Source organism: Streptococcus sp. HMSC071D03 (assembly GCF_001812125.1).
GTDB lineage: Bacteria > Bacillota > Bacilli > Lactobacillales > Streptococcaceae > Streptococcus > Streptococcus pseudopneumoniae_N.
On the sequence record NZ_KV807774.1, the window covers coordinates 22,329 to 28,328 of the forward strand.

At 40.0% G+C, this 6,000-nt stretch carries 3 protein-coding genes; all 3 read left to right on the forward strand.

Annotated elements, in window-relative coordinates:
- The first annotated feature begins 28 nt into the window (after positions 1-28).
- Positions 29-3,130: a DNA polymerase III subunit alpha gene (locus tag HMPREF2837_RS06990; protein ID WP_049549700.1), complete on the forward strand. Its 3,102-nt coding sequence runs from the start codon at positions 29-31 to the stop codon at positions 3,128-3,130.
- Positions 3,131-3,211: 81 nt separating this feature from the next.
- Complete coding sequence (gene pfkA / locus HMPREF2837_RS06995) at positions 3,212-4,219, forward strand: 6-phosphofructokinase (protein WP_049549701.1); 1,008 nt, start codon at positions 3,212-3,214, stop codon at positions 4,217-4,219.
- A 66-nt stretch (positions 4,220-4,285) separates the two neighbouring features.
- Complete coding sequence (gene pyk, locus HMPREF2837_RS07000) at positions 4,286-5,791, forward strand: pyruvate kinase (RefSeq protein ID WP_049549702.1); 1,506 nt, start codon at positions 4,286-4,288, stop codon at positions 5,789-5,791.
- The last annotated feature ends 209 nt before the right edge of the window (positions 5,792-6,000 follow it).

The following is a 6,000-nucleotide window of genomic DNA, read 5'->3' on the forward strand; positions in this document are numbered from 1 at the left end:
ATAAGGAGAAAAAGGGAGGTGATAGCGAGTGATTGCACAACTTGATACAAAAACGGTTTATAGTTTCATGGAGAGTATGATTTCCATTCAGAAGTATGTTGACCAAGGGAAAGCATACGGTTACTCAGCACTTGGAATCATGGATATTGATAATCTCTATGGAGCTTATTATTTTATCAAAGAGTGCCAAAAGCAAGGGATCCAGCCCTTATTAGGTCTTGAGATGACCGTTCATCATAAGGAAGAACTGATTAATCTGCGCTTTCTAGCCCTATCAAATCATGGTTATCGAAATCTCATGAAGCTTTCGAGTCAAAAAATGACAGGTAAAAAGGAATGGACTGATTTTTCTCCCTATCTAGAAGATGTTTGTGTTATTGTTCCCTATTTCCATGAAATAGCTCACTTAGATTTGGGACATGATTATTATATCGGAGTGTATCCAGATACAGCTCAGTCGAATTTTTCTCGACCAATTCTCCCTCTTTATCGTGTTAATTCTTTCGAACCTGAGGATTTAGAAACACTTCAAATGCTCAAGGCGATTAAGGAAAATGTGACCTTGCGAGAGGTGGATGTTCAATCGCAACAAGGCTTGTTTTTACCTGCTGACCGTCTTGAACAATTTTTTGTAGAAAAATTTCCAAAAGCTTTAGACAATCTATCTGAACTGATTGGAGCAACTACTTATGAGATTGATAATAGTCTCAAGCTTCCTCGCTTCAATCCAGAGAGACCAGCTGTTGAGGAATTGCGTGAAAGAGCTATTAAGGGCTTGGAACTGAAGGGCTTATTAAATTCAGTTTATCAGGCTCGTTTAGAAGAAGAGCTATCTGTGATTCATGACATGGGATTCGATGACTATTTCTTGGTTGTCTGGGACCTCTTACGTTTCGGTCGTTCTCAAGGATATTATATGGGTATGGGACGTGGATCTGCAGTTGGAAGTCTAGTGGCCTATGCCTTAGATATCACTGGTATCGACCCTGTAGCTAAAAATCTCATCTTTGAACGCTTTTTAAATCGTGAACGTTATACCATGCCCGATATCGATATTGATATTCCCGATATCTATCGTCCTGAATTTATCCGCTATGTTCGTGACCGTTATGGTAGTATTCACGCTGCTCAGATAGTCACCTACTCAACCTTTGGTGCTAAACAGGCCGTCAGAGATGTTTTTAAACGCTATGGTGTACCTGAGTATGAATTAACGGCTATTACCAAAAAAATTGGTTTCAAAGATACCTTAACAAGTGCCTATGAAGGGAATCTAGGATTTAGACAACTGATTCAAGGTAAGATTGAGTACCAAAAGGCTTTTGAAATTGCTAAAAAGATAGAAGGATATCCTCGGCAAACTTCCATCCACGCTGCTGGTGTCGTGATTAGTGATAAAAATCTAACGGACTATATTCCTCTTAAGTATGGTGAGGATATGCTCATTACCCAGTATGATGCGCATGGAGTTGAAGGAAATGGCTTGCTCAAAATGGATTTCTTGGGCTTACGAAACCTAACTTTTGCTCAAAAAATGCAGGAGCTCTTATTTGAAACTCAAGGAATTCAGCTAAGGATTGAGGAAATTGACCTTGAGGATAGGGAAACTTTAGCCCTCTTTGCAGCTGGGAAGACCAAGGGAATTTTTCAGTTTGAACAACCTGGTGCTATTCGCTTATTAAAGCGCGTGAAACCAGAAAGCTTTGAAGAAGTAGTGGCAACGACTTCCCTCAACAGACCGGGGGCGAGCGACTATATCGATAACTTTGTGGCTCGAAAACATGGCAAAGAAAAGGTGACAGTTCTTGATCCTGTGCTAGAAGATATTTTAGCTCCTACCTATGGTATCATGCTCTATCAAGAGCAGGTTATGCAAGTAGCCCAACGCTACGCTGGCTTTAGTCTTGGAAAGGCCGATATTTTACGTCGCGCCATGGGGAAAAAGAATGCTGCGGAAATGCATCAAATGCAAGAGAGCTTCATTCAAGGTGCACTCGAAAAAGGTCATGGAAAGGAACAGGCTCAGCAGGTTTTTGCTGTCATGGAAAAATTTGCTGGTTATGGTTTCAACCGATCGCATGCTTATGCTTATGCGGCTTTAGCCTTTCAGCTTGCCTACTTTAAAACACATTACCCAGCAATCTTTTATCAGGTCATGCTCAATTATGCAAGTGGAGACTATATCCTCGATGCTCTTGAAATGGGTTTTGAACTAACACCACTCTCTATCAATACAATCCCATATCAGGATAAATTGACAGACCAGACTATTTACTTGGGACTTAAGAGTATCAAGGGGATGCCTCGAGATTTTGCCTATTGGATCTTAGAAAATCGTCCTTTTACAAGTGTTGAAGATTTTGTCACACGATTACCCAAAAATTATCAAAAGATTAGCCTCTTAACTCCCCTAGTCGAGATTGGTTTATTCGATAGTTTCGAAAAAAATCGCCAAAAAATCTTATCCAACTTACCTACTTTATTTATTTTTGTGGAAGAATTGGGTAGTTTATTTGCAGATAATAGCTACAATTGGCTTGAGAGTGAGGATTTTACGCAAGTCGAAAAGTTCCGTAAGGAACAGGAGTGGCTTGGAGTAGGTATCAGTCCGCATCCTTTATTGATCTTAGCAAAGAATCCTTTGTACCCAATTGTGAGTTTGTCTGAACTATTTGAAGGACAGACAGCTACAGTACTCGTTGAGATTCAGTCTATCCGAGTAATCAGAACTAAAAAAGGTGAAAACATGGCTTTTCTGAAAGTTAGTGATAGTAAAACGAAGCTTGAAGTCACAGTTTTTTCTGACCAGTATCGCCAATTTAAAAATCTCTTACATGAAGGAAGATTCTACTACCTTAATGGAAAAGTACAGGCAAGAGATGGTCGGCTTCAATTAGTGTTAAATAATCTAAAAGAAGCAGTGAGTGAACGATTTTGGATACAGGCTGCTGATCATGAACATGATACTGAAATTTATCATATTTTAGAGCAATATAAGGGAGAAATTCCAGTCATCATTCGCTACGAAAATGAACAAAAAAATGTCCTTTTACCGAGTTATTTTGTTGCAAAAGATGTTAGTTTACAGGAATCTTTAAGTCAGATAGTTATGAAAACGATTTATCGTTAAAAATCAATGAAAATAAAAGAATTTTAACTTTAATTATGGTATAATCAGTTAGAATGTTAAAAGAAAAAGGAGCAAAACCAAATGAAACGTATTGCTGTTTTGACTAGTGGTGGAGACGCCCCTGGTATGAATGCTGCTATCCGTGCAGTAGTTCGTCAAGCAATCTCAGAAGGAATGGAAGTTTTTGGTATCTATGATGGATACGCTGGTATGGTTGCTGGTGAGATTTATCCACTTGATGCTGCTTCAGTAGGAGACATCATTTCACGTGGTGGTACTTTCCTTCACTCAGCTCGTTACCCTGAGTTTGCAAAACTCGAAGGTCAACTTAAAGGGATTGAGCAGTTGAAAAAACACGGTATCGAAGGTGTCGTGGTTATCGGTGGTGACGGTTCTTATCATGGAGCTATGCGCTTGACTGAGCATGGATTCCCTGCTATCGGACTTCCGGGAACAATCGATAACGATATCGTAGGTACTGATTTCACAATCGGATTTGATACTGCAGTTACAACTGCGATGGACGCCATCGATAAGATTCGTGATACATCATCAAGTCACCGTCGTACTTTCGTAGTTGAAGTAATGGGACGTAATGCCGGAGATATCGCTCTTTGGGCAGGTATTGCCACTGGTGCTGATGAAATTATCATCCCTGAAGAAGATTTCAAGATGGAAGACATCGTAGCAAGTATCAAAGCTGGATATGAACACGGTAAGAAACACAACATTATCGTTTTGGCAGAAGGTGTTATGTCAGCGGCAGAATTTGGTCAAAAACTAAAAGAAGCTGGAGATACAAGCGACCTTCGTGTAACTGAACTTGGTCACATCCAACGTGGTGGATCACCAACTGCTCGTGACCGGGTATTGGCGTCACGCATGGGTGCACATGCTGTTAAACTCCTTAAACAAGGAATCGGTGGTGTCGCTGTTGGTATTCGCAATGAGAAAATGGTTGAAAATCCAATTCTTGGAACTGCAGAAGAAGGAGCTTTGTTTAGCCTAACAGCTGATGGCAATATCGTTGTTAACAACCCTCATAAAGCTGACCTTGAACTTTCTGCTTTGAACAAGAGCTTGTCATAATCAACTTTAACTAAACTGGTAAAATGACCATGAAAGGTCAAATTATATAAAGGAGTCACAAAAATCATGAACAAACGTGTAAAAATCGTTGCAACTTTGGGTCCTGCGGTAGAAATCCGTGGTGGTAAAAAATTCGGTGAAGACGGATACTGGGGTGAAAAACTTGACGTTGAAGCTTCAGCTAAAAACATTGCTCAATTGATTGAAGCAGGAGCTAACACTTTCCGTTTCAACTTCTCACACGGTGACCACCAAGAACAAGGTGACCGTATGGCAACTGTTAAACTTGCTGAAAAACTTGCAGGTAAAAAAGTTGGTTTCCTTCTTGATACTAAAGGACCAGAAATCCGTACTGAATTGTTCGAAGGTGAAGCTAAAGAATACTCATACAAAACTGGTGAAAAAATCCGTGTTGCAACTAAACAAGGTATCAAATCAACTCGTGAAGTGATTGCTTTGAACGTTGCTGGAGCACTTGACATCTATGATGATGTTGAAGTTGGTCGTCAAGTATTGGTTGACGATGGTAAACTTGGTCTTCGTGTTGTAGAAAAAGACGATGCAAGTCGTGAATTTGTTGTTGAAGTTGAAAATGACGGTGTTATCGCTAAACAAAAAGGTGTAAACATCCCTAACACTAAAATTCCTTTCCCAGCTCTTGCTGAACGTGATAACGCTGATATCCGCTTCGGTTTGGAACAAGGTATCAACTTCATCGCGATCTCATTCGTACGTACTGCAAAAGACGTGAATGAAGTTCGTGCAATCTGTGAAGAAACTGGTAACGGTCACGTTCAATTGTTCGCTAAAATCGAAAACCAACAAGGTATCGATAACTTGGATGAAATCATTGAAGCTGCTGACGGTATCATGATCGCTCGTGGTGACATGGGTATCGAAGTACCATTTGAAATGGTTCCAGTTTACCAAAAAATGATCATTACTAAAGTGAACGCTGCTGGTAAAGTTGTTATCACTGCAACAAACATGCTTGAAACAATGACTGAAAAACCACGTGCAACTCGTTCAGAAGTATCAGACGTATTTAACGCTGTTATCGACGGAACTGATGCTACAATGCTTTCAGGTGAGTCAGCAAATGGTAAATACCCACTTGAGTCTGTTCGTACAATGGCAACTATCGATAAGAATGCTCAAACTCTTCTTAACGAATATGGACGTTTGAACTCAGATTCATTTGAACGTAACTCTAAGACAGAAGTTATGGCTTCAGCAGTTAAAGATGCTACAAACTCAATGGACATTAAATTGGTTGTAACTCTTACTAAGACTGGTCACACAGCACGTTTGATCTCTAAATACCGTCCAAATGCTGATATCTTGGCATTGACATTTGACGAATTGACAGAACGTGGATTGATGTTGAACTGGGGTGTTATCCCAATGTTGACAGAAACGCCATCATCAACTGATGATATGTTTGACATTGCTGAACGTAAAGCAGTTGAAGCAGGTCTTGTAAAATCTGGTGATGATATCGTTATCGTTGCAGGTGTGCCACTTGGTGAAGCAGTTCGTACTAACACAATGCGTATCCGCACTGTACGTTAATCTAATATTAAAAAGCCTATCATATCAAGCTTTCTAGCTTGTGTGGTAGGTCTTTTTTTGTGACGAGGGGCAAAAATATATAGTGGTTTGAAATGCAACTTCTACCTGCTTTGAAGCCCCCTCATGTCATTGTCATGGACAATGCAAGTTTTCATCCCAAGAAGATTTTATAGTCAATTGAAACAAGAGCAGGACAAAAGAGCCTCGAA

What these genes read in the sequence shown, in the direction of transcription:
- pfkA (WP_049549701.1), top strand. Translation starts at nt 3,212, where the DNA reads ATGAAACGTATTGCTGTTTTGACTAGTGGTGGAGACGCCCCTGGTATG.
- pyk (WP_049549702.1), top strand. Translation starts at nt 4,286, where the DNA reads ATGAACAAACGTGTAAAAATCGTTGCAACTTTGGGTCCTGCGGTAGAA.